The organism is Micromonospora sp. CA-244673 (genome assembly GCF_050948395.1).
In the GTDB taxonomy this organism is placed as follows: domain Bacteria; phylum Actinomycetota; class Actinomycetes; order Mycobacteriales; family Micromonosporaceae; genus Micromonospora.
Window position 1 is genome coordinate 2,260,122 of sequence record NZ_CP192019.1, and the last position, 22,607, is coordinate 2,282,728.

The window sequence follows — 22,607 nt, forward strand, 5'->3', positions numbered from 1 at the left end:
TAACCGGCCGGGTAGGCGGATCGGATGATTTCGACCGCGGACGCCGTCGTCATCGGGGCCGGGCACAACGGGCTGGTGGCCGCGAACCTGCTGGCCGACGCGGGCTGGGACGTGCTGGTGCTGGAGGCCACCCAGGTCCCCGGCGGGGCGGTGCGCTCCGCCGAGGTGACCGCCCCCGGCTACCTCAGCGACCTCTACAGCTCCTTCTACCCGCTCGGCTACGCCTCGCCCGTGCTGCGTGGCCTGGGCCTGGAGCGGCACGGGCTGTCCTGGACCCATTCGCCGGACGTGCTGGCCCACCTGCTTCCGGACGGCCGCGCGGCCGTGGTCAACCGGGACCTCGACGTCACCGCGGCCTCGCTGGAGGCGTTCGCCCCCGGCGACGGCGACCGCTGGCGGCACGCGTACGCGGACTGGCTCCAGGTGGCCGAGCCGATGCTCGACACCATCACCAGCCCGTTCCCGCCGGTACGCGGCGGGCTGACCCTGCTGCGCCGGCTGAAGGTCGCCGGCGCGCTGCGGCTGGCCCGCCGGCTCGTGGTGCCGGTGCGCAAGCTCGGCGACGAACTCTTCGCCGGCGACGGCGGGCCCGCGCTGCTGGCCGGCTGCGCCCTGCACACCGACCTGTCGCCCGAGGAGGCCGGCTCCGGGGTGTACGGCTGGCTGCTCGCCATGCTCGGCCAGCAGGTCGGCTGGCCCGTGCCGGTCGGCGGCTCGCAGCGGATCACCGACGCGCTGGTCGCCCGGCTGGTCGAGCGGGGCGGCCGGATCGAGTACGGCGCCCGGGTCGACCGGGTGCTCACGGCCCGGGGCAGGGCCATGGGGGTGCGCACCGCCGGCGGCGCCGACTGGCGGGCCCGGCGGGCCGTGCTCGCCGACGTCCCCGCCCCGGCGCTCTACCTGGACCTGGTCGGCCCGGCGGCGTTGCCGCCCCGGCTGGTCGAGGACCTGGCGCACTTCCGGTGGGACGGCTCCACGCTCAAGGTGGACTGGGCGCTCTCGGCGCCGGTGCCGTGGAAGAACCGGGCGATCGCCGGCGCGGGCACCGTGCACCTGGGCGCCGACCTGGACGGGCTCACCGCGTACGCGGGGGCGCTGGCCCGCGGCGAGGTGCCGCGGGACCCGTTCCTGCTGGTGGGGCAGATGTCGGTGGCCGACCCGAGCCACTCCCCGCCGGGCACCGAGTCGCTGTGGTCGTACACGCACCTGCCGTTCCGCCGGCACTGGCGGGCCGAGGAGGTCATCGGGCACGTGGAGCGGATGGAGGAGGTGCTGGAGGAGGCCGCCCCGGGCTTCCGTTCGCTGGTCGTCGGGCGGCACGTGGCCGGCCCGGCCGACCTGGAGGCGGCCGAACCGAGCCTGGTCGGCGGGGCGCTGGGCGGCGGCACGGCGGCCGCGTACCAGCAGCTCTTCCTGCGGCCGATCCCCGGCTTGGGCCGCGCGGACACCCCGGTGGACCGGCTCTACCTGGCCAGCGCCTCGGCGCATCCGGGCGGCGGGGTGCACGGCGCGCCCGGGGCGAACGCCGCCCGCGCCGCCCTGGCCCGCGACCGCCTGCTCACCGGCGACCTGTACGCGGGCGTGATCGGCGCCGCGCACCGCAGCGTCTACCGCTGACCCCGTCTGCGTTGCCCTGGCGCGACCGGGCCGGCTACCGCCGACTCCGCCTGCCTTGCCCTGGCGCGACCGGGCCGGCTACCGCTGACCGGCAGCCCGGTCGGCGCGGCCCGTGGCGCCCGAACCGTCTACCGGTGACCGGCCACCTGGCAGGCGCACATTCGTCGTCCCCGGTCACCGTTGGTGACAGACGCCCGCCGGCCGGCACCCCTCCCACACCGCCTTTGCTCTGCAGCCGCATACGCAGCGGTCACGCAGGGTGTCCGGCCGCGGCCGGCGCGGCGGCCGGGCGGTTCCTCGCCGAGCAGGTGGGGAGGGTGCTGCGGTCATGGCTGCAGAGCAAAGGCGGTGTGAGGTCGTGGTCGCCCCGACGACAAAGCCTCACGCTGCGCCATCATGACGCAGCGTGAGGCCAGTGTCCGTGCGAACGGCGAGCGCCGGTCAGGTGTCCAGGTTGCGGTGCCGGGTGCGCAGCTTGAACGGCATGAGCGCGCTCTCGATCTTGGTGGCGGTGGTCATCTTCGAGGCACCCTCGCGCCGCTCCTCGAAGCGGATCGGCACCTCAAGGATCGTGTGCCCCAGCTTGGTCGCCAGGTAGTGCATCTCCACCTGGAAGCTGTAGCCGTTGGACTGCACCCGCTCCAGGCCGATGTCGCGCAGCGCGTCGGCCCGCCAGATCTTGAAGCCGGCGGTCAGGTCGCGGATCCGCACCCGCAGCAGGGTGTGCACGTAGAGGTTGGCCCAGCCGCTGAGCGCGCGCCGGTAGAGCGGCCAGTTCTCGTCCAGCTCGCCGCCGGGCACGTAGCGCGAGCCGATGACCACGCCGGCCTGGGTGGAGAGCAGGGCGCCGAGCATGCCGGGCAGCGCCTCCGGCGGGTGCGACAGGTCAGCGTCCATCTGCGCCACGTACTCGGCGCCGTCGTCGAGCGCCCGCCCGATGCCGTCCACGTACGCCCGGCCGAGGCCCTCCTTGCCCGGGCGGTGCACCACGAGCACCCGGTCCGGGTGCTCGATGGCCAACTTGTCGGCGATCTCCCCGGTGCCGTCCGGGGAGTTGTCGTCCGCGACGAGCACCTTCAACCCGGGCAGCGGCAGCGCGAGGACGCGCTCGACCAGCATCGGGAGGTTGCCCGCCTCGTTGTAGGTCGGAACGACGACGGTCAGGCGTGCGTCGCGCCACGGGGAGGGCAACTGCACGGGTTCGATCATCACGGACATCCTCGGTCGGCCGACAGGTTCACCTGAGAGGGTAGCCAGTACCCTCCGCGCGGTCCGCACAGACGCCCGCCCGGAGGATTCCGGACGGTTCGCCGGCGTGGGCGGTCAGCGTAACCGGCGAGCCAGCCCGCCGGCCGCCGTGAGCAGCCCGCCGAGCGCCAGCACGGATACGGCGGGCTTGTGCGTGCTCACCCAGAGTGCCGCCGAGCGGCGGCGGGCCGAGTCGGCGAAGACGCCCGCGGCGCCCCGGTCCCGCTCGTCGTCGCCCGGCCGGTCCAGGTTGTCGCGCCAGGCCGCCGGGTCGATCGGCGTGTCGGTCTGCTGGCTGTCGTAGCCGTCGCGGGCCAGCTTCCGGTCCAGCAGCCCGGGGAAGAGGACGTTGCCCAGCCGGGCCCGCCACGTCGGGCCGCCCACGTTCAGCTCGCGGGGACCGCGGTCGGCGGCCCAGACGACCGCCCGCGCGGCCACCTCGGGCGCGAAGATCGGTGGCACCGGCTGCGGATGCCGGGGCAGCCGGGTGCGTACCCAGGAGAACTGGGGGGTGTTGACGGCCGGGAGCTGCACCATCGACAGCTTCACCCCGGGGCAGTCGTGCAGCAGTTCGGACCGGAGCGAGTCGTTGAAGCCCTGCACCGCGTGCTTGCTCGCGCAGTACGCCGACTGCAGGGGGATGCCCCGGTAGGCCAGCGCCGAGCCGACCTGCACGATCGCCCCGCGGCCGTGGGCGCGCATGTGGCGCAGCGCGGCCAGCGTGCCGTGCACGGTGCCCAGGTAGTTGACCTCGGTGACCCGGCGGAACTCGGCCGCGGTGATCTCCCAGGCGGGCGCGAAGACCGACACCATCGCGTCGTTGATCCAGACGTCCAGCCCGTCGTAGTGGTGCACCACGTCGTCGGCGGTCCGCTGCACGGCGCCCGCGTCGGCGACGTCCACGCGGTAGGTGCGCACCTCGGCGGCGCCCAGCCGGCGGCAGTCCCGCTCGGCGGCGGCCAGCCCGGCCGCGCCCCGGGCCAGCAGGGCCAGCCGCGCGCCGCGCGCCGCGTACGCCCGGGCCACCGCGCGCCCCACGCCCGCGCTCGCCCCGGTGATCACCACCCGCTGGGTCACCGGTCCGCCTTCTGCCGGGTGGCGATGTCGGAGAGCCGGCTCAACGTCTCCTTGTTCCGCTGGTGCAGCACCAGGTCGTTGAGCTTGTTCCGGACCCAGCGCAGCGGCCCGGCGGCGAAGTCCTCGCCGATGGTGACCCGCGTCCGGCCGTCGGCCAGCGGTTCCAGCTGGAACACCACGACCGCCTCGCCGGCCGGCCACAGCCCGGCCCGCACCACGAACCGGTGCGGGGCGTCGCACTCCAGCACCGTGGAGGTGTCCTGGAGCGACAACGGCCACGGGCCGGCCTTGTGGTGCAACCGGCTGCCCACCCGGGGCCACGAGTCGTCCACGTCCCGGACGTGCACCGTGCCCACCACCCAGTCGCTGTACGTCCACCCGTCGGCGAGCACGTCGAAAACCTGCTGCGGGGGCGCGTCGATCACTTTCTCCACAATCGCCACCGGAACCCCATACCCCCGCCTGGACCTCCGCTAACGACCGGCCGGGTTAGCTTCTCGGGGGCGGCGGGTAACGCCGGACCGGGCCGGCGGCGGCGACGGGTGCGGACCGGCCGTACGGCACCGGCGGAGGCGGCTCCGCCGAAGTTGATGTTTACTCCTCGGGGGGTCGGGAACCCGCCGCCCGTGCGACGGGACCACGAGCGGGATCAGTGCAGGTCAGCCCGGGTTGGCCCGGGTGCTGACCGGTTCCCGTCCGGCCTGTACGACGCGGTGCTGCTGGACCGGGACGGCACGCTGATCGAGGACGTGCCCTACAACGGCGACCCGGAGAAGGTCCGGCCGGTGCCTGGCGCCCGGGAGGCGCTGGACCGGCTGCGCGCGGCCGGGCTGCGCCTGGCGGTGGTCAGCAACCAGTCCGGCCTGGCCCGGGGCTGCTTCACGGCCGAGGACCTGCGCCGGGTCAACGCCCGGGTGGAGGAACTGCTCGGGCCCTTCGACTGCTGGCAGATCTGCCCGCACGGCGAGCCGGACCGCTGCGCCTGCCGGAAACCCGCCCCCGGGCTGGTGCACGCCGCCGCCCGGGCGCTCGGCACCACGCCGGCCCGCTGTGTCCTGGTCGGCGACATCGGCGCCGACATGGCCGCCGCCGCGGCGGCCGGGGCCGCCGCCATCATGGTGCCCACCCCCGCCACGCGGGCCGCCGAGGTGGCGGCCGCGCCGACCGTCGCCGCCGACCTGCCGGACGCCGTGGGCGCCATCCTGGGCCGGATGCGGCTGGTGGCCGCGCCGGAGCCGGCGCCCCGGCGGGGCACCGTGCTGGTGGCGCGCTGCGACGCGGCCGGCGACGTGCTGGTCACCGGCCCCGGCATCCGCGCGGTGGCGGCCGGGGCGGAACGGGTGGTGCTGCTCTGCGGGCCACGCGGCCGGGCCGCGGCGGAGCTGCTGCCCGGCGTCGACGAGATCATCGAGTGGCCGCTGTCCTGGATCGACGCTCCGGCCCCGCCGGTCGACCCGGCCGGGATGCGCGCCCTGGTCGACCGGCTCGCCGCGGTCCGCGCGGAGGAGGCGGTCGTCTTCACCTCCTTCCACCAGTCGGCGTTGCCGCTGGCGCTGCTGCTCCGCATGGCCGGGGTGCCGCGGATCAGCGCGATCAGCGACGACTACCCGGGCGCCCTGCTGGACGTGCGACACCGGGTGCCCGTCGGGGTGCCCGAGCCGGAGCGGGCCCTGTCGCTGGCCGCGGCGGCCGGCTTCGCGCTGCCCGCCGGCGACGAGCCGGGGCTGCGGCTGCGCGCCGACCGGCTGCCGCCCGCGCCGGCCGCCGGCGAGCCGGGCTACGTGGTGCTGCACCCGGGCTCCTCCGTGGAGACCCGGGCCTGCCCCTTCGAGCTGGCCACCCGGATCGTCCGGGTGCTCAGCGCCGCCGGCTACCGGGTGGTCGTCACCGGCGGGCCGGACGAGCGGGAGCTGACCGCCCAGGTCGCCGCCGCAGGCGGTCTCGACCTGGGCGGGCGCACCGGCCTCGGCGAACTGGCCGCGGTGATCGCCCGGGCCGGCGCGCTGGTGGTCGGCAACACCGGGCCGGCGCACCTGGCGGCGGCGCTCGACGTGCCGGTGGTCAGCCTCTTCGCCCCGACCGTCCCGTTCGGACAGTGGGGTCCCTACCGGGTGCCCACCGTGCGGCTCGGCGACGCCGGGGCGGCCTGCCGGGACACCCGGGCCACGCGCTGTCCGGTCCCCGGCCACCCCTGCCTCTCGGCCGTCGAGCCGGGCCGGGTGCTGGAGGCGCTGCGGCTGCTCGGGGTGCCCGCCGACGCGCCGGAGCCGCTGGTCACCGTCCCCGGCGGGGTGGTCGGATGAACATCCTGGTCTGGCACGTGCACGGCTCCTGGACCACGTCGTTCGTGCACGGCAAACACCGCTACCTGGTGCCGGTCACCCCGGACCGGGGCGCGTACGGGCTGGGCCGGGCGCGGACCTACCCGTGGCCGGACAGCGCCGTCGAGGTGACCCCGGCGGAGCTGCGCCGCGCCGACGTGGACGTCGTGCTGCTCCAGCGGCCCGAGGAGTTCGACCTGGCCTGCGAGTGGCTCGGCCGGCGGGTCGGCCGGGACGTGCCGGCGATCTACGTCGAGCACAACACCCCGAAGGGCGACGTGCCGAACAGCCGGCACCCGATGGCCGACCGGGACGACCTGCTGCTCACCCACGTGACCCATTTCAACGAGCTGTTCTGGGACAACGGGGGCACCCGCACCGCCGTGGTCGAGCACGGGGTGGTCGCCCCGGCGGTCGAGTGGACCGGCGAGCTGGACCGTCTCGCCGTGGTCATCAACGAGCCGGTCCGCCGCTGGCGGGTCACCGGCACCGACCTGCTGGCCCGTTTCGCCGACCTCGCCCCGCTCGACGTCTACGGCATGAAGGTGGCCGGGCTCGCCGAGCACCTGGGCCTGCCCCCGGACCGGCTGACCAGCCACGACGACGTGCCCCAGCACGCCATGCACGCCGAGCTGGCGAAGCGGCGGGCGTACCTGCACCTGTGCCGGTGGACCTCGCTCGGGTTGAGCCTCGTCGAGGCCATGACCATGGGCATGCCGGTGGTCGCGCTGGCCACCACCGAGGCCGTCGAGGCGGTCCCGCCGTCCGCCGGCGCCCTGTCCACCCGGGTCGACGTGCTGGTCGACGCGGCCCGGGGCCTGCTGGACGACCCGGCGGCGGCCCGGCGGGCGAGCGCCGCGGCCCGGACCGCCGCCCGCGACCGCTACGGCCTGGAGCGTTTCCTCGCCGACTGGGACCGGCTGCTGGAGGAGGAAGTATGCGCATCGCGATGATCTCGGAGCACGCCAGCCCGCTCGCCGTCCTCGGCGGGGAGGACGCCGGCGGCCAGAACACGCATGTCGCGGAGCTCTCCGCCGCGCTCGCGGCCGCCGGCCACGACGTCCGCGTGTACACGCGGCTCGACGCGGTGGACCTGCCGGTGACGGTCCGCGCCCCCGACGGGTACGAGGTGGTGCACGTGCCCGCCGGGCCGGCCGAGCCGGTGGCGAAGGACGACCTGCTGCCGTACATGCCGGCCTTCGGGGAGTGGCTGGCCGAGCGGTGGCGCACCGGCGACTGGCAGCCCGAGGTGGTGCACGCGCACTTCTGGATGAGCGGGCTGGCCGGGCTGGCCGCCGCGCGGCGCACCGGGGTGCCGGTGGTGCAGACGTACCACGCGCTCGGCACGGTCAAGCGGCGGCACCAGGGCGCGCAGGACACCAGCCCACCGGGCCGGGTCGCGCACGAGCGCCGGCTGGGCCGCTCCGTCGACCGGGTGGTCGCCCAGTGCCAGGACGAGGTCGCCGAGCTGGTCCGGATGGGCGTGCCCCGGTCCCGGATGACCGTGGTGCCGTCCGGGGTGAACCTGTCCACCTTCGCGCCGCTCGGCCCGGTCGCCGACTCCGACGGCGCCCGGCCCCGGATCCTCACCGTCGGGCGGCTGGTCGAGCGCAAGGGCTTCCAGGACGTCATCCGGGCCACCGCGCTGGTGCCGGACGCCGAGTGCGTGGTGGTCGGCGGCCCGCCGGCCGGGCTGCTGGAGACCGACCCGTACGCGCTGCGGCTGCGCGCGCTCGCCGCGTCCCGGGGGATCGCCGGCCGGGTGAAGCTGATCGGGGCGGTGCCCCGGGAGGAGATGGGGCGCTGGTACCGGTCGGCGGACGTGCTGGTCGCCGCCCCCTGGTACGAGCCGTTCGGGCTCACCCCGCTGGAGGCGATGGCGTGCGGCGTACCGGTGATCGGCACCGCCGTCGGCGGGCTGATCGACACGGTGGTGCCCGGCCGTACCGGTGACCTGGTGCCCGCCCGCGACCCGGCGGCCCTCGGCGCGGCGATCCGCGGCCTGCTCGGCGACCGGATCCGCCGGTTCGCCTACGCCACCGCGGCCCTGGAACGGGCCCGGACCCGCTACTCCTGGTCCACCACGGCCGATCGGCTCGCCGCGCTGTACGCCGAGGTGGCCACCGTGCGTCGGCCCACCCGGGTGGTCGCCTGATGGCGGCCACGCCGGCCGCCGGGGGGACGGTCCTGGAGGACCACCTGACCCGGCTGGCCGCCGCGCTGCTGCCGTTGCGCGACGCCGAGCAGCTGCTGGCCCGCTGGGGCGGGGAGCTGGCGCACCGGCTGGCCACCGGCGGGCGGCTGCTGGTGGCCGGCAACGGCGGCAGCGCCGCCGAGGCCCAGCACCTCACCGCCGAACTCGTCGGCAAACTCCGCGACGACCGCGAACCCCTGTCCGCCATCGCCCTGCACGCCGAAACCTCCGCCCTCACCGCCATCGGCAACGACTACGGCTACGACGAGATCTTCGCCCGCCAGGTCCGCGCCCACGGCCGACCCGACGACATCCTCCTGCTCCTGTCCACCAGCGGCACCAGCACCAACCTCCTCACCGCCGCCCGCGCCGCACACGACACCGGCCTGCGCTGCTGGGCCTTCACCGGCCCCGCCCCCAACCCGCTCGCCGGGTCGTGCCACGAGACCCTCGCCATCGACTCGCCGGACAGCCAGGTCGTGCAGGAGCTGCACCTGGTCGCCACCCACGTGCTCTGCGAGTACGTCGACCGGGCGCTGCCGGCGGCGCTCGCCGCCCGCGCCGCGGACACGGCGCCGGCCGACACGGTGCGCGCCGGCGTCGAGGTGGTGCTCGGCGACGGCCCGGACGGGAAGGTGCAGGCCCGATGAGGAGGTCGAGCATGACGGGACCCGTGGTGGTGCTCGGTGACACGCTGCTGGACCGGGACGTCGAGGGGGTGGTGAACCGGCTCTGTCCGGACTCCCCGGTGCCGGTGCTCGAGGAGACCACGCACGTCGACCGCCCCGGCGGCGCCGGCCTCGCCGCCGTCTTCGCCGCCGCGCAGGGCGCCGAGGTCGCGCTGGTCACCGCGGTGGCCGACGACGCCGGCGGGGCGCGGCTGGGCACCCTGCTCGCCGCCGCCGGCGTGCAGTTGTACGCGCTGCCGCTGGCCGGCGCCACCCCGGAGAAGATCCGGCTGCACGCCCGCGGCCGGGTGCTGCTGCGCCACGACCGGGGCGGGCCGGCGGGCGATCCGGGCGAGCCGAGCGAGGCCGTGCTGCGCCTGCTCGCCACCGCCTCGGCCGTGCTCGTCAGCGACTACGGCCGGGGCGTCGCCAGGCATCCCGCCCTGCGTGCCGCGCTCGCCGCGACGCGGGCGCCGGTGGTCTGGGACCCGCACCCGCGGGGTCCGGCCGCGGTGCCCGGGGTGAGCCTGGCGACCCCGAACGAGTCCGAGGCACGCGAGCTGGCCAAGGCGCCGCCGGGGGCGTCCCGGCTGGTCACCGCGTCCCGGGGCGCACAGGCGCTGCGCCGGCGCTGGCAGGCCGGCGCGGTGGCGGTGACCCTGGGCGGGGACGGCGCGCTGCTCTGCCACGCCGGCTCCACCCCGCTGGTGGTGCCGGCCCCGGCCGCCGAGGGGGACACCTGCGGCGCGGGGGACCGGTTCGCCGCGGCGGCCACCCTGGCCCTGGCCGGGGGCGCGCTGGTCTCCGAGGCGGTGCAGGAGGCGGTGGCCGAGGCGTCCGCGTACGTGGCCGGCGGGGGAGTGGCCGCCGCGCTGCCCGCTCCGGTACGGGCCGCGGCCCCGGCCGTGGTCGTCGGCGGCGGGGACCGGATCGGCGCCGCCGCGGCCGGCGAGGTGGTGTCCCGGGTACGCGCGGCCGGCGGCACGGTGGTGGCCACCGGCGGCTGCTTCGACCTGCTGCACGCCGGGCACGTGGCGACCCTCCAGGCGGCCCGGCAGCTCGGCGACTGCCTCGTGGTCTGCCTCAACTCCGACGCCAGCGTGGCCGGGCTGAAGGGGCCGGAGCGGCCGGTCGTGCCGCAGGGTGACCGGGGCCGCCTGCTCGCCGCGCTGGGCTGCGTCGACGCCGTGCTGATCTTCGACGAGCCGACGCCGCGCGCGGCGCTGTCCTGGCTGCGCCCGGACATCTGGGTCAAGGGCGGTGACTACGCCAGCGGCGGCGGCGCGGAGACGCTCCCCGAGGCGGAGATCCTCGCCCGCTGGGGCGGGCACACGGTGGTCGTGCCGTACCTGGACGGCCGGTCCACCACCGACATGATCGCGGCGGCCCGGGCCGGGCGCGGCCTGGCGGGCTGGCCCGCCGCGGCGGAGCCGGCGGTCGTCCAGTCCACGGAGGGAGCACGATGAGCAGTCCACCCGGGGCCGGCCCCACCGTTCTGGTCACCGGCGGGTCGAGCGGGCTCGGCGCGGCGGTGGTCGCCGCGGTGGCCCGGGCCGGCGGGCGCCCCCTGGTGCTGGACCGGCAACGGCCCGCCGACGGGGTGCCCTGGGCCGAGTGCGACCTGGCCGACACCCGGGCCGCCGAGGCGGCCACCCGGGACCTCGCGGAACGCTCCGGCGGGCTGGACGCCGTGGTCACCGCGGCCGGCATGGACGTGCCGGGGAAGCTCATCGACGTGCCGGCGGAGACCTGGGAACGCATCGTCACGGTGGACCTGCTCGCCACGGCCGCCGTGATCCGGGCCGGGCTGCCCTACCTGGAGGCGTCCCGGGGCAACATCGTCACCGTCGCCTCCACGCTCGGGGTGAAGGCGGTCGGCGATGCGACCGCGTACTGCGCGGCGAAGTTCGGGGTGGTCGGCTTCACCCGGGCGCTCGCCGCCGAGCTGGCCGGCGCGGTCGGGGTCACGCTGCTCATCCCGGGCGGCATGCGCACCGCCTTCTTCGACGAGCGGGACGCGCAGTACCGCCCCGGCCCGGACGCGGCGCTCAACGAGCCGGCCGACACCGCCGCCGCGGTGATGTTCGCCCTCTCCCAGCCGGCCGGCTGCGCGGTACGCGAGATGGTGGTCTGCGCGCAGCAGGAGTCGTCGTACCCGTGATCCTCGTGCTGCGGGCGCTCGGGGTCGGCGACCTGGCCACCGCGGTCCCGGCGCTGCGCGGCCTGCGGGCCGGCCTCCCGGGCCGGGAGCTGGTGCTGGCCGCGCCGGCCTGGCTGGCGCCGCTGGCCGAGCTGACCGGGGTGGTCGACCGGGTGCTGCCGACCGCCGGGCTGGTCGACCGGCCGGCGTGGCCCGGCCCGCCGCCGGAGGTGGCGGTCAACCTGCACGGGCGGGGTCCCCGGTCGCACCGGATGCTCGCGGCCGCCCGGCCGGGCCGGCTGCTCGCCCACCGCAACGCCGAGGCCGGGCACCTCGCCGGCCCGCTCTGGGACGACGACGAGCACGAGGTGCGCCGCTGGTGCCGGCTGCTGCACTGGTACGGGCTCCCGGCCGACCCCGGCGACCTGGCGCTGCGCCGCCCGCCGGCCGCCGCCGTCCCGGCCGGGGCCACCCTGCTGCACCCCGGCAGCAAGATCCCCGCGAAGCGCTGGCCGGCCGGCCGCTTCGCCGCGCTGGCGCGGATCCTCACCGCCCGGGGTCACCGGGTGGTGCTCACCGGTTCGACCGACGAGCGGGACCTGGCCGTCCGTGTGGCCCGGGACGCGGGGCTGCCCCCGGACGCCGTGCTCGCCGGCCGGACCGGCCTGGCCGAGCTGGCCGCGCTGGTGGCCGACGCCCGGCTGGTGGTCAGCGGGGACACCGGCGTGGCGCACCTGGCCACCGGCTACGGCACCGCCTCGGTGGTGCTCTTCGGTCCGGTGCCGCCGGCGCACTGGGGCCCGCCGCCGGACCGGTTCCGGCACCGGGTGCTCGGGGTCACGCCGCGTGACGGGATCGACCGGGATTGGGCGGGTACGGGTGGGGTAGGAACCCACCCGACGTTGGCGGCCATCGAGGTCGACGAGGTGGTGGCGGCCGTGGACGAGGCGGAACGGGCGGTGCGGGTCTCCGGTGCGATTGCGGCGTAGTGATCCGGGCAGGCCGGGGTACGGACGCCGGCGGCGCGGCAAGGGCTGGCTCTTCGTCGACGCGAAGGGCGATCCGGTGCGCGACCCCGACGAGCTGGCCCGGCTGGGCGACCTGGTGATTCCTCCGGCGTGGCAGGACGTGTGGATCTCGCCGCACGCGAACGGGCACATCCAGGCCACCGGGATCGACGCGGCGGGGCGCAAGCAGTACCTCTACCACCCGAAGTGGCGGGAGAAGCGGGACGAGGCCAAGTTCGACCACGTGCTGGAGGTGGCCCACCGGCTGCCCGTGCTGCGCGACCGGGTCGGGCACGACCTGGCGCTGCGTGGCCTGCGGCGGGAGCGGATCCTGGCCACCGTCGCCCGGCTGCTCGACATGGGCACGTTCCGGGTCGGCAGTGACCAGTACGCCACCGGCGAGGACGCCACCTTCGGCGTCTCCACCCTGCGCCCCGAGCACGCCCGCTCGCGCGGCGGCTGCGTGGTCTTCGAGTTCCCGGCGAAGGGCGGCATCGAGCAGGTCCGCCGGATCGAGGACCCGGAGCTGTGCCGGGTGCTGACCAACCTGCGCCGCCGGCGGCGGGCCGAGGAGCGCCTGTTCGGCTACTGGGACGGTCGGAGCTGGCGGGACGTGCGCAGCGACGAGGTCAACGACTACCTGCGCGAGGCGAGCGGCGGGGAGATGACCGCCAAGGACTTCCGTACCTGGCACGCCACCGTGCTGGCCGCCACCGAGCTGGCCACGGTCGGCCCGCAGCGTTCGGCCACGGCCCGCAAGCGGGCCGTGGCGGCGGTCATGCGGTCGGTCGCCGAGCTGCTCGGCAACACCCCCACGGTGGCCCGGACCTCCTACGTGGATCCGCGGGTGGTCGACCTCTACCACGACGGGGTGCTGGCGCCGGTGCAGCCGGCCATGCCGCGTGAGGCCGCGGAGAAGGCCGTCCTGGTGCTGCTGGAGGAGGAGGCGGGCTGACCGGCCCCGCCGTCGGTCCTGGGGGGAAGCACGACGGGGCCGGAAACCGGTGTGGCCGTCGACGGCCGATGCCGTCCGGGGTGCCACCGGGCGGCCGCCCGCGGCGGAACCGCCGCGGGCGCCTCGCCACGGCCCCCCGATACCAGTGGGCCGCGCCGGTCGCCCGGCTGCCGGCCCGCACTCAGTATGTCCGGCCGGAGTTGACTGCGGACGCCGCCGTGTTGACGATCCGTGCCGCTTCCAGGTGGCGGGCCCGGTACGCCTGCGGGGTCTCCGTGTACGCGGCCCGGAACGCCCGGCTGAAGTGGGCCTTGTCCCGGAAGCCCCACCGGCCGGCGACGAGCTGGATCGGCCGGTCGGCCAGCGCCGGGTCGGCGAGGTCCCGGCGGCACCGCTCCAGGCGCTCGTCCCGGATGCACGCCGCCACCGTGGTCTCCTCGGCCTCGAAGAGCCGGTGCAGCGACCGGACCGAGATGTGGTGGGCGTCGGCGATCGACTGCGGGCTCAGCGTGCCGTCACCGAGGTGCTGGTGGATGTGCGAGCGGATCTGAGCGAGCAGTGCCCGCCGCCGCACCTCGGTGGGCACGGCGTCCGCGGAGACCAGGTGCCGGCCCAGCATGGTGGAGATCAGGTCGAGGCCGACGCCGGCCAGCCGCTCCGCGTCCGCCGCGTGGTACTGCTCGGGATGGCCGGTGAGCCGGATGAGGTAGTCCGCCAGCAGCGCGCCGACCCCCTCGGTGCCGGACATCCGGCCCGCGAACAGCGGGGTGAGCCGGCGGTGGGCCAGGGGCAGCGCGTCGTACGGGATGAAGGCCACGAGCGAGCTGGCGGGCCGGCGCCCGTCGTCGTCGCCGTGGTGGCTGAGCTCCTGCGGGCGGGCGCAGTCGTAGAAGGTGAAGTCGCCGGGGCGGCAGATGCCGCGCTGCCCGTCCTGGTCGGCCATGCTGTTGCCGGTGAGGGTCAGCGCGAGCACGTAGTAGTCGGCGTCGGAGCGCTGGATCAGCTTGCGGCTCCGGGTCCCGTCCAGCGAGGGGTAGCGGTGGCGGATGAGCTGTAGCGGACCGAGGTCGAGGAACTCCGCCCGGGCCACGAAGTTGTCGGCGTGCTCGGTGCGTACCCGCATGAGCCCCGGCGTGTGGGCGAGCATCTCGAGCCACAGGCCGAAGCGGTCGGCGGCCGGCACCTGTGCCGTGTCGAAGACCTGCCGGTTCAGTTCCGTGTCCATGCGCGACCCCCGCGGTTCGTTCCCCTTCATGAAGCAGGACGCCCCACGAGGCCGGGAGTTGGCGCTCGTGGGGCGTGACATTTCCGTCATTGACGGACGTCGAATCTTCTGTTAAGAGTCCGATCAGTCGTTGAGTACGTGCGCGAGCCGGTCGCGGAAGCGCCGCTCCGAGTCGCTCACCACGTCGCCGCCGAGGCCCAGGATGCCGCCCGTGGACGCGGCGCCCACCACCTGCTCGGCGATCTCCACGAGCCAGTGCCGGTAGGCGCCCGCCTGCCCCTCGTCGAGCTTGGCGGAGAGCAGCACGGACGCCTGCCCGGCCCGGCCGAGCACGTCCTCGATCATCGCCTGGGGGTCGTCGGGGGTGATGACCGGCAGTTCCTCACCGGCCTCCGGGTCGCCCACCCGGGAGACGATCTCGCCGGCGACGGCGGCCACCAGCGGGCTGGCCGACTCGCGGCCCGCGGCGATCGTCTCCAGCCCGGCGGCGTTCTCGGCCATGGTGCGCCGGGTGCCGTCGGACTCGGCCGCGGCGGCCGCCGCGAGGACCGACTGCGGCAGACCGACCAGCAGCCCCCACTCCTCGTCGGAGAAACCGAACCCGGTGTACGCCGGCTGCTCGATCACGATCAAGCCCCTTTCGCCGTGGTCGTCGTTGTCGACGGGCGCCGCCACCGCGGCGCCCGGGTCAGGCTAGTCCAGCTCCAGCAGGCCCTGTTCGGACACCACGCGGACGGACAGCGTCTTGTAGCCCACCTCGTCGAAGAGCACCGTCATCCGGTCCTCCTCGTAGCTGAGCACCAGGCCGGCGCCCCACTCCGGGTGGCGCACCTGGCTGTGCACGGGAAACGGCCCCACCGCGCCGTCCGCGGGGACGCTGGTGCCGGCGTGGCAGTTGTCGCAGTGCCCGCAGACCTCGCTCATCTGCTCGCCGAAGTACGCCAGCAGCGCCTGCCCCCGGCAGCCGGTGGTCTCCGCGAAGGCCCGCATCATGTCGGTCCGCGACCGGGTCACGGTCTGCTGCCGCTCCGCCTCGGCGAGCGCGGCCCGGCCCGACTCGGCGGCCGCCGGGGCGTACCGGGGGGCGGCGATCCGCTGCCGGGCCCGGGGTTCCGCGGCGCCCACCTGCTCCAGCAGGGAGAGGTACTGGCCGAGCTTGCGCGGCCCCAGGCCGGTCACCTCGCGCAGCTCCTTCTTGGTGCGGGCCTGCTTGCGCAGCAGGGCGGCCAGCTCCGCCAGCTCGTTCTCGTCGGGCAGGCCCCCGCTGAAGTAGCGCTGGAGGCCGACGTCCTCGGCGCGCCAGAGCAGCAGCACCCGGGCGGGCGCCCCGTCCCGGCCGGCCCGGCCGATCTCCTGGAAGTAGCTGTCCGGCGAGTCGGGCAGCGCCATGTGCACCACCCAGGCGATGTTCGGCTTGTCGATGCCCATGCCGAACGCCGAGGTCGCCACCATGATCGGCACCTGGTCGGCCAGGAACGCCTCGTGCAGCTCGTTGCGGGCGCCGGTCGGCATCCCCCCGTGGTAGTACTGCGCCGGGAAGCCGGCGTCGGTGAGCCGCTGGGCCAGTTCCTCGGCCGCCCGCCGGGTCGGCACGTAGATGATGCCGGGCCGCTCGTCGTCGCGGAGCAGCGCGAGCAGCCGCCGCCAGCGGTAGTCGTCGGTGGGGCAGTGCGCCACCTCCAGGAAGAGGTTGGGCCGGTCCAGCCCGGACACCACCACCTCGGGGTCGCGCAGCCGCAGCCGGGCCACGATGTCGTCGCGGACCGGCGGGGAGGCGGTGGCGGTCAGCGCCACCACCGGCGGCCGGCCGATGCCCTCGATCAGGTGGCCGAGCGCCAGGTAGTCCGGGCGGAAGTCGTGCCCCCAGGCGGAGATGCAGTGCGCCTCGTCGATCGCGACCAGCGCCGGCGTCAGCGCGCGGACCTCGGCCAGCCGCTCGGGGTTGCTCAGCGCCTCCGGGGTGATGAACAGGAACTCGGCGCGGCCCGCCCGGATCTCCTCGATCGCCTCGGCCTGCTGGGCCGCGCTCTCGTCGGAGCTGATCCGGACCGCCCGCAGCTCGGGACGCTGCCGCTCGTTGAGCGCGGCGATCTGATCCTGCTGGAGGGCGAGCAGCGGGGAGATGACCACCGTGGGACCGGGGATCAGGCTGGCCGGGATCTGGTAGATCGCCGACTTGCCGGCGCCGGTGGGCAGCACCACCAGGGCGTCGCGGCGCTTCATGACCGCCCGCATGGCGGCCAGCTGGTTGGGCCGGAGGGCGGTCCAGCCGAAGAGGCTCTTGGCCGCGCGGCGCAGGGTCGTCGAGTGCCTGGTCAGTTTCATCAGTGGCCGCAGGTACCCCTGCCGATCACCGCCGAAACCGGGTCATCAGGTCATCCGGAACACCGGGCCGCGCGGGGTGAAGGGCAACCGGGCGCCACGCGACACCAGGAAGGCGTGGTCCCGGCGGATCCGCAGCACGTCGCACTCCCCGTCGGTGATCACCAGGATCGGACCGTCCGCCGGAAAGTCGTCGGCGTTCTCCAGCAGGCGTACGCCCGGCTGGAGCACGGTGCCGCCGCCGCCCCGCACCCGGACCCGCCCGGCGATCTCCTCCACCGGCAGGTAGCCGGCGTCGTACGCCACCGCGTCGCAGCACACCACGCGGGCGGCGGGCACGTCCCGGGCGAGGGCGTACGCGGCGACGGCGCCGAGCGCCCGCCCCATCAGCCGGGTGCCCATCGACCCCGACGTGTCCAACAGCACACCGAAGGTCGGCCGGCGCTCCTCCACCTCGGGTCGGTGCCAGCCGGGACGCGGGATGCCGGGGGTGGCGGCCTGGCGGCGCGACGGCCGGGCGTACGAGCGCAGCCGCTCCCGCGCCGGGAACCGCTCGTCGAACCAGCGGGCCAGTTGCACGTCCCACGGCGGCGGCGGTTCGTCGAGCACGCGGATCTCGGCGACCAGCCCGGCCGGGAGCAGTCCCCGCCCGGACGACTCGTGGTAGGCGAGCCCGCCGGTCAGCGCCCGCCGGTAGTACTCGTCCAGGTCGATCCCGCGGCGGGCCTCGCCCGGCCCCGGCGTCCCGTGGCCCAGGATGTCCCCCCGCCCCGCGCCGCGCAGGGTGGCGAGCCTGCGGTGGCGGCGCAGGTCGGTGGCGAGCCGGTCGTACACCGCCTCGCTCGACAGGCCGCGCAGCTGCGGGTCGTGCAGCAGGCCCTCGGGCATCTCGCCGACCGCCATCTCCACGAGCCAGCCGTTGACGACGTAGTCGGTGGCGACGTTCCACAGGTACGGGTCGCGGTGTGCCACCCGCTCGCCGTGCCGCAGCGCCGCGTGCAGCATCTCGTGCGCCAGCACGAAACGGCACTGCGCCTCCGGCAGCACCCGCAGCGGGTTGACGTAGATCTCCCCGGCGTCCGCGTCCACGGCGGCGACCGCGATGTCCCACGAGCGCGCCAGTTCCACGTCGGCGACGATCCGGAACCCCGCGGCCAGCGCGCCGAGCAGCGGGTACGACGAGACGAACCAGCGCCGGGCCCGCTCCCAGGCGTTGTCCCGGGTCACGCCGCCCGGTCCCGGCCTGGGCGCTCCCGCCGCCTCCACCGCCGCGGCGGCGGCCGCCGCCAGGCCCACGGCGAAGCGCTCCGGCCAGGTCTGCCACCTGGTGCCGGGCAGCTGCGGGGCGGCCGACCCGGCGGGCCGGGCCGGGAGCACCACGTCGCCGCCGTGACCGCCGACGCCGCAGTCCAGGTACTCCGGCGGGACCCCGCGGTGCCGCCAGTCGGCGGCCAGCCGCTCCTCCGCCCCGCCGGGCAGCGGGGTGGGCAGCAGGCGGGGCGGCCGGCCCAGCTTGGCGTCGAGCTGGAAGCGGCTCACCGCCACGCAGGCCGCGACCTCCGCCGCCTGGTCGGTGTGGCCGGCGCGGTCCGGTTCCAGGTGACCGAAGCCGAGATGCAGCAGGCAGTGGGCCACCACCCACCACCACTCGTCGGCGTCCGCGCGCCGCCGCAGGTCGACCGTGATCTCGCCGTCGGCGGCCACCCGCGCCCAGCCCCGTCCGTCCGCCGGCCCCTCGCCGTCGCTCCGGCGCAGCCGGGCGCGCGGGTACCCGCCGGCGAGCAGCGGCCGGAACATCGGGTGGTCGTGGGCGCGCTTCGCGGCCTGGTCGAACGCCTCCTCGTTCGGATCCGGCCGGCGGCCGGACCGGCGTCGGGTCGCCACGGTCAGGCCCGGGCCGCGACGAGGCGGGGCAGGTCCCGGGTCACCTCGACCAGGAACCAGGCCGGCAGCACCGGCATCCCGTCGTCGTCGGTGGCGACGACGAGCTGGGCGCATTCGAGGGAGATCTCGGCCAGCTCCACCAGCAGCCCCTTGGCCCGGATCGCGAAGTCGCGCACGCCGGGAGAGGCGTGCTCCCGGGAGGCGGGCAGCTCCTTGACCAGCCGGGCCCGGAACGCCTCGGCGAAGAAGTAGAGCAGGTCCCGGTCGTGCGGGCCCCGCGGCCAGCCGGCGTCACCCCGCACGATGGCGTCCAGGCCGTACCGGTGCCGCACCGTCTTGACGTACGCGGCGAAGCCGGCGGCGTGCTGCCCGCTGAGCGTGCCGCCGGCCAGCAGCCGCACGGTCGCCTCGTCGACGTCGGCGCCGAAGGAGTGCAGCGCGTCGGAGAGCATGTGCCAGCTGCGCGGGGTCGAGAAGGCCTCCTCGGTCTTGGGCGGTGCCACCCAGAGCTGGTCGGGGCGTTCGGTCAGGTAGTCCACCACCCACGGGTGCACCCCGGCGGCGGCCGCCCAGGCCAGCCAGTCGGTCGCCGAGGCCCGCAGGTGCACGTGCACCAGGCGGTTCACCAGCGCGGACGCCATCGGCCGGGCGAGGGCGTTGTCGGTGGCCCGGTTGCCGGCGCCGATCACGATCGACCCGGCCGGCAGCTCGTACGAGCCGATCCGGCGGTCGAGGATCAGCGAGTAGAACGCCTTCTGCACCTCGGGGCTGGAGGAGTTGAGCTCGTCCAGGAACAGGCAGTACGGCTCGTCGCGGGCGATGGACTCCGGAGGCGCGAACCGGCTGCGCCCGTCGCGCAGCTCCGGCACACCGATCAGGTCCTCGGCGGCGAGCTGGGTGCCGACCAGGGTCACGCAGGGCAGGCCGAGCGAGTCGGCGAAGGCCCGGACCAGCGAGCTCTTGCCGATGCCGGGCGGTCCCCAGACGAAGACGGGCCGGACCACCGCCACGTGCAGCAGCAGCGTGGGCAGTTCGGCCGGGGTCACCGTCAGGGCGGAATGCACGCCCACCATGATCGGAAGTGGGGCGGCGGTCCGCACCTCAATTCCGGTGGCCCCGGCCCGGCGCCGGCCTCAGCGCAGCCGGGGCAGCACCTCGCGCTGGTAGAGGTCGAACAGGCCCTGCCAGTGCGGGCCGGTGTTGGCCACGTAGATCTCGTCGAAGCCGGCCTTGGCGTACTTGTCGATCATCTCCAGGTGGGCGTCGGCGTCCCGGCCGCAGACGAACGACTCCTTCATCATCTCCGGCTTGACGAGCTGCGCGGCCTGCTCGAAGTGGCGCGGTGACGGGAGCACCTGGGACAGCTCGCCCGGCACGCCGGCGTTGGGCCACCGCTCGTACGCGATCCGCGCGCCCTCGTCCTCGCTGTCGGCGTAGGCGGCCTTGAACCCGGCCTGGCAGGGCTTCTCGCCGCCGCCGGAGTCACGGAATCGGCGCACCATGTCGGCGTCGGGCATGGTGCTGACGTAGCCGTCGCCGATCCGGGCGGCCAGCTCGATCGACTTCGCGCCGAAGCCGGAGACGTAGATCGGCGGGGGAGTGTCGGGGCGGGTGTAGATCCGGGCGTGCTCCACCGTGTAGTGCTTGCCGTGGTGGTTGACGAAGTCGCCGGTCCACAGCTCGCGGATCACCTCGACCGCCTCCTCCAGCATCTCCAGCCGGACGTCGGTCTGCGGCCACGGGTCGCCGAAGATGTGCTCGTTGAGCGCCTCGCCGCTGCCCACCCCGAGCACGAACCGCCCCTCGTGCAGCACCGCGCTGGTGGCCGCGGCCTGGGCGATCACCGCCGGGTGGATGCGGACCGTGGGGCAGGTGACCGCGGTGGTCACCGGCAGCCGGCAGACCTGGCTGAGGGCGCCGATGGTCGACCAGACGAAGGGGCTCTGGCCCTGCGCGTCGACCCAGGGGTGGTAGTGGTCGGAGATCCACAGTGCCTCGAAGCCGGCCCGCTCGGCGCCGCGCGCCTGTTCCAGCAGCTCCGCCGGGGTGTACTCCTCGCTGGACAGAAAGTAGCCGATCTTCATCGCTCCCCCTCGCCGCGTCCGCGTGCCGGGCGCACGCACCGACAACGACAGCCCTACCCCGGGGAGACGGGATCCGAACGCGGCGGGTCAGCGGCGGAACATCGCCCGGATGGCGATCAGCAGGAACAGGCCGCCGACCACCAGGCCGAGCAGGCGTACGCCGGGGATGTCCGCGGCGCTGGTGGCGTCGGCGAGCAGGGCGGGAGGCATGCTCGCACTCTCCCACGGGCCACCCGGCGGTGCCAGCCGCTAACAGTAAGGATTGTTGACTATTTCGGAGGGCGGTGTGACCATGACAGCACCGCCGGGCGGCGGGCCGTGGGGAAGACGGGGGTACGACAGCGCATGAGTGAGCGGACCGTGGGAGCGACCGGAGACCTGGCGGCCCTGGCGGCCGCCGTCCTGCAACCGGGGTTCGTCGGCACCACACCGCCGCCGTGGGTCTGCCGCTGGCTCACCGAGGGGCTCGGGTCGGTGGTCCTCTTCGCCCGCAACGTCGTCGACCACGAGCAGGTCGCCGCCCTGACCGCGACCCTACGCGCCGAGCGGCCCGACGTGATCGTGGCCATCGACGAGGAGGCCGGCGACGTCACCCGGATCGAGTCGGCCCGGGGCAGCTCCCGGCCGGGCAACCTGGCCCTCGGCGCGGTCGACGACCCGGACCTCACCGAGGAGGTCGCCCGCGACCTGGGCGCCGAGCTGGCCGGCGTGGGCGTCACGCTCAACTACGCCCCGGACGCCGACGTCAACTCCAACCCGGAGAACCCGGTGATCGGGGTCCGCTCCTTCGGCGCCGACCCGGCCCTCGTGGCCCGGCACACCGCCGCCTGGGTCCGCGGCCTGCAGGCCGGCGGCGTCGCGGCCTGCGCCAAGCACTTCCCCGGGCACGGCGACACCCATGTCGACTCCCATCACGACCTGCCGCGCATCGGCGGCGACCGGGCCCGGCTGGACGCGGTCGAGCTGGCCCCGTTCCGGGCCGCCGTCACGGCCGGGGCGCAGGCGGTCATGACCGGGCACCTGCTGGTGCCGGCGCTGGACCCGGAACTGCCGGCCACGCTCAGCCCGCGCATCCTGGGCCGCCTGCTCCGCGAGGAGCTGGGCTTCGGCGGCGTGGTGGTCACCGACGCCGTGGAGATGCGGGCCGTGGCCGACCGGTACGGCTTCGCCGGGGCGGCGGTCCGCGCGCTCGCCGCCGGGGCGGACGCGATCTGCGTGGGCGGGGAGCGGGCCACCGAGGCCGACGCCCGCGAGCTGCGGGACGCCATCGTGGCCGCGGTCGTCGCCGGTGAGCTGCCCGAGGAGCGGCTGGCCGAGGCGGCGAAGCGGGTCGGGCAGCTCGCCGCCTGGACGGTCGCCGCCCGGACCGGGCGGTCCGGGCACCGGCCCGGCGACGCCGGCTCGGCGATCGGCCTGGCCGCCGCCCGCCGGGCCCTGCGCGTGGTCACCGGCGCGGGCGGGCTGCTGCCGCTGGCCGGCCCGGCGCACGTGGTGGAGTTCGCCCCGCCGCGCAACATCGCCATCGGTGCGGAGACGCCGTGGGGGATCGCGGCGCCCCTGACCGACCTGGCGCCCGGCACCACGACCGCCCGGTACGCCCGGGAGGAGGTCCCCGCCGACCCGGCCGCCGGCGCGGCCGGCCGCCCCCTGGTGCTGGTGGTGCGGGACCTGCACCGGCACGACTGGATGCGGGACGCCGTGTCCCGCGCCCTGGCCGCCCGCCCGGACGCGGTGGTGGTCGAGCTGGGGGTGCCCGAGCTGGTCACCGGGGTGGTGCACGTGGCCACCCACGGCGCGACCCGGGCCGCCGCCCTCGCCGCCGCCGAACTGCTCGCCGGCACGCGCTGACCCGAGCCGGGCCCCGC

Annotated in this window: 20 protein-coding genes; 10 read left to right on the top strand and 10 right to left on the bottom strand. The window is 75.9% G+C overall.

Features of this window, described 5'->3' with window-relative positions:
• Nucleotides 1–24 precede the first annotated feature (24 nt).
• Nucleotides 25–1,617, top strand: coding sequence for a phytoene desaturase family protein (locus tag ACQP12_RS10600; RefSeq protein ID WP_433287075.1), 1,593 nt, complete (start codon nt 25–27; stop codon nt 1,615–1,617).
• A 441-nt stretch (nt 1,618–2,058) separates the two neighbouring features.
• Here the strand turns inward: ACQP12_RS10600 and ACQP12_RS10605 are convergent, their stop codons facing one another.
• The 3 genes from ACQP12_RS10605 to ACQP12_RS10615 form a co-directional block, all read right to left on the bottom strand.
• The gene (locus ACQP12_RS10605; RefSeq protein ID WP_433287077.1) at nt 2,059–2,826 is read right to left on the bottom strand and encodes a polyprenol monophosphomannose synthase; all 768 of its coding nucleotides are present in this window, start codon (nt 2,824–2,826) and stop codon (nt 2,059–2,061) included.
• Nucleotides 2,827–2,940: 114 nt separating this feature from the next.
• Entirely contained in the window at nt 2,941–3,942 is a 1,002-nt protein-coding gene (locus ACQP12_RS10610; RefSeq protein ID WP_433287079.1) for an SDR family oxidoreductase, read from the bottom strand.
• Nucleotides 3,939–4,376, bottom strand: a complete 438-nt coding sequence (locus ACQP12_RS10615) for an SRPBCC family protein (protein ID WP_433287081.1) — start codon at nt 4,374–4,376, stop codon at nt 3,939–3,941. Before ACQP12_RS10615 ends, ACQP12_RS10610 begins: the two co-directional genes overlap by 4 nt.
• Nucleotides 4,377–4,532: 156 nt before the next feature.
• Here ACQP12_RS10615 and ACQP12_RS10620 point away from each other — a divergent pair, with 156 nt between their 5' ends.
• From ACQP12_RS10620 to ACQP12_RS10655, 8 genes are read left to right on the top strand one after another with little or no spacing between them, the layout of a single operon-like run.
• The gene (locus ACQP12_RS10620; protein WP_433287083.1) at nt 4,533–6,245 is read left to right on the top strand and encodes an HAD-IIIA family hydrolase; all 1,713 of its coding nucleotides are present in this window, start codon (nt 4,533–4,535) and stop codon (nt 6,243–6,245) included.
• Nucleotides 6,242–7,216 (top strand): glycosyltransferase, encoded by a 975-nt coding sequence (locus ACQP12_RS10625; RefSeq protein ID WP_433287085.1) that lies wholly within the window; start codon nt 6,242–6,244, stop codon nt 7,214–7,216. The genes ACQP12_RS10620 and ACQP12_RS10625 overlap by 4 nt, the downstream gene beginning before the upstream one ends.
• Entirely contained in the window at nt 7,201–8,418 is a 1,218-nt protein-coding gene (locus ACQP12_RS10630; RefSeq protein WP_433287087.1) for a glycosyltransferase, read from the top strand. Before ACQP12_RS10625 ends, ACQP12_RS10630 begins: the two co-directional genes overlap by 16 nt.
• Nucleotides 8,418–9,107 carry a D-sedoheptulose-7-phosphate isomerase gene (locus ACQP12_RS10635; RefSeq protein WP_357946292.1) on the top strand — a complete coding sequence of 230 codons (690 nt, stop codon included), beginning with the start codon at nt 8,418–8,420 and terminating at the stop codon, nt 9,105–9,107. The genes ACQP12_RS10630 and ACQP12_RS10635 overlap by 1 nt, the downstream gene beginning before the upstream one ends.
• Nucleotides 9,108–9,118: 11 nt before the next feature.
• A complete protein-coding gene (locus ACQP12_RS10640; protein ID WP_357946289.1) occupies nt 9,119–10,591 on the top strand; it encodes a PfkB family carbohydrate kinase in 1,473 nt (490 codons plus the stop codon).
• A complete protein-coding gene (locus tag ACQP12_RS10645) occupies nt 10,588–11,286 on the top strand; it encodes an SDR family oxidoreductase (protein WP_433287090.1) in 699 nt (232 codons plus the stop codon). Before ACQP12_RS10640 ends, ACQP12_RS10645 begins: the two co-directional genes overlap by 4 nt.
• Complete coding sequence (locus tag ACQP12_RS10650; RefSeq protein ID WP_433287092.1) at nt 11,283–12,254, top strand: glycosyltransferase family 9 protein; 972 nt, start codon at nt 11,283–11,285, stop codon at nt 12,252–12,254. Before ACQP12_RS10645 ends, ACQP12_RS10650 begins: the two co-directional genes overlap by 4 nt.
• Complete coding sequence (locus tag ACQP12_RS10655; protein WP_357946282.1) at nt 12,238–13,227, top strand: DNA topoisomerase IB; 990 nt, start codon at nt 12,238–12,240, stop codon at nt 13,225–13,227. The genes ACQP12_RS10650 and ACQP12_RS10655 overlap by 17 nt, the downstream gene beginning before the upstream one ends.
• A gap of 181 nt (nt 13,228–13,408) precedes the next feature.
• Here ACQP12_RS10655 and ACQP12_RS10660 read toward each other — a convergent pair whose 3' ends face one another.
• From ACQP12_RS10660 to ACQP12_RS10690, 7 genes are all read right to left on the bottom strand, one after another.
• On the bottom strand, nt 13,409–14,452 hold the full coding sequence (locus ACQP12_RS10660) for a helix-turn-helix domain-containing protein (RefSeq protein WP_357946279.1): 1,044 nt from the start codon (nt 14,450–14,452) through the stop codon (nt 13,409–13,411).
• Between the two features lie 123 nt (nt 14,453–14,575).
• Nucleotides 14,576–15,079: a hypothetical protein gene (locus tag ACQP12_RS10665; RefSeq protein WP_357946276.1), complete on the bottom strand. Its 504-nt coding sequence runs from the start codon at nt 15,077–15,079 to the stop codon at nt 14,576–14,578.
• A 66-nt stretch (nt 15,080–15,145) separates the two neighbouring features.
• Entirely contained in the window at nt 15,146–16,777 is a 1,632-nt protein-coding gene (locus tag ACQP12_RS10670; RefSeq protein ID WP_433287095.1) for a RecQ family ATP-dependent DNA helicase, read from the bottom strand.
• Between the two features lie 45 nt (nt 16,778–16,822).
• Complete coding sequence (locus ACQP12_RS10675) at nt 16,823–18,658, bottom strand: vWA domain-containing protein (protein ID WP_433287097.1); 1,836 nt, start codon at nt 18,656–18,658, stop codon at nt 16,823–16,825.
• 2 nt (nt 18,659–18,660) lie between these two features.
• Nucleotides 18,661–19,704 (bottom strand): ATP-binding protein, encoded by a 1,044-nt coding sequence (locus ACQP12_RS10680; RefSeq protein ID WP_433289215.1) that lies wholly within the window; start codon nt 19,702–19,704, stop codon nt 18,661–18,663.
• An 87-nt stretch (nt 19,705–19,791) separates the two neighbouring features.
• Nucleotides 19,792–20,742: a TIGR03557 family F420-dependent LLM class oxidoreductase gene (locus tag ACQP12_RS10685; protein ID WP_433287099.1), complete on the bottom strand. Its 951-nt coding sequence runs from the start codon at nt 20,740–20,742 to the stop codon at nt 19,792–19,794.
• An 87-nt stretch (nt 20,743–20,829) separates the two neighbouring features.
• A complete protein-coding gene (locus ACQP12_RS10690; protein WP_255474570.1) occupies nt 20,830–20,952 on the bottom strand; it encodes a hypothetical protein in 123 nt (40 codons plus the stop codon).
• A 135-nt stretch (nt 20,953–21,087) separates the two neighbouring features.
• On the opposite strand from ACQP12_RS10690, the gene ACQP12_RS10695 reads away from it, so the two are divergent.
• Nucleotides 21,088–22,590, top strand: a complete 1,503-nt coding sequence (locus tag ACQP12_RS10695; RefSeq protein ID WP_433287102.1) for a glycoside hydrolase family 3 protein — start codon at nt 21,088–21,090, stop codon at nt 22,588–22,590.
• The last annotated feature ends 17 nt before the right edge of the window (nt 22,591–22,607 follow it).